This is a genomic window from Natronorubrum amylolyticum (genome assembly GCF_052040145.1).
In the GTDB taxonomy this organism is placed as follows: domain Archaea; phylum Halobacteriota; class Halobacteria; order Halobacteriales; family Natrialbaceae; genus Natronorubrum.
Window position 1 is genome coordinate 1 of record NZ_JBPPFW010000010.1, and the last position, 1,328, is coordinate 1,328.

The 1,328-nt window shown below is 56.6% G+C and carries 1 rRNA gene; it reads left to right on the plus strand.

The features are described from left to right. Positions 1 to 1,263 (plus strand): 23S ribosomal RNA (locus ACSFDB_RS20985); the annotation flags it as partial. Positions 1,264 to 1,328: the final 65 nt, after the last annotated feature.

A 1,328-nucleotide genomic window follows, 5' to 3' on the forward strand; every position in this document is an offset into this window, starting at 1 on the left:
AGCACACAGTCCGTACCGAGATCCGACACAGGTACTCATGGCGGCGAAAGCCAAGGTCTGTCGGGAGCAACCGACGTTAGGGAATTCGGCAAGTTAGTCCCGTACGTTCGCAATAAGGGATGCCTGCCTCGCGAAGAGGCAGGTCGCAGTGACTCGGGCGCTCCGACTGTCTAGTAACAACATAGGTGACCGCAAATCCGTAAGGACTCGTACGGTCACTGAATCCTGCCCAGTGCGGGTATCTGAACACCCCTTACAAGGGGACGAAGGACCCGTTAACGGCGGGGGTAACTATGACCCTCTTAAGGTAGCGTAGTACCTTGCCGCTTTAGTAGCGGCTTGCATGAATGGATCAACGAGAGCGCCACTGTCCCAACGTTGGGCCCGGTGAACTGTACGTTCCAGTGCGGAGTCTGGAGACCCCCAAGGGGAAGCGAAGACCCTATAGAGCTTTACTGCAGGCTGTCACTGAGACGTGGTCGCCATTGTGCAGCATAGGTAGGAGGCGTTACACAGGTACCCGCGCTAGCGGGCCACCGAGCCAGCATTGAAATACTACCCGATGGTGACTGCGACTCTCACTCCTGGCGGAGGACACTGGTAGCCGGGCAGTTTGACTGGGGCGGTACGCGCTTGAAAAGATATCGAGCGCGCCCCAAGATTTCCTCACTCGGGTCGGAGACCCGAGAAAGAGCGCAAGAGCATAAGGAAGTCTGACAGTGTCCGGCACAACGACGGACGCTGACGCGAAAGCGTGGTCTAGCGAACCAATTAGGCTGCTTGATGCGGCCAATTGCTGACAGAAAAGCTACCTTAGGGATAACAGAGTCGTCACCCGCAAGAGCACATATCGACCGGGTGGCTTGCTACCTCGATGTCGGTTCCCTCCATCCTGCCCGTGCAGAAGCGGGCAAGGGTGAGGTTGTTCGCCTATTAAAGGAGGTCGTGAGCTGGGTTTAGACCGTCGTGAGACAGGTCGGCTGCTATCTATTGGGGGTGTTACGGTATCTGACGAGAACGTTCGTATAGTACGAGAGGAACTACGAATGGGTGCCACTGGTGTACCAGTTGTTCGAGAGAGCACGTGCTGGGCAGCCACGCACCACGGGGTAAGAGCTGAACGCATCTAAGCTCGAAACCCACTTGAAAAAGAGATACCACTGAGGCCACTCGTAGAAGACGAGATCGATAGACTCGGGGTGTACGCGCCAAGGCAACGAGGCGTTGAGCCCGCGAGCACTAATCGGCCAAGCCACATAGTCATACAACATCGCATTGGATCCGTGACGCGGCGAACGGGTCCGGACGCAAACTGGACTACACATACA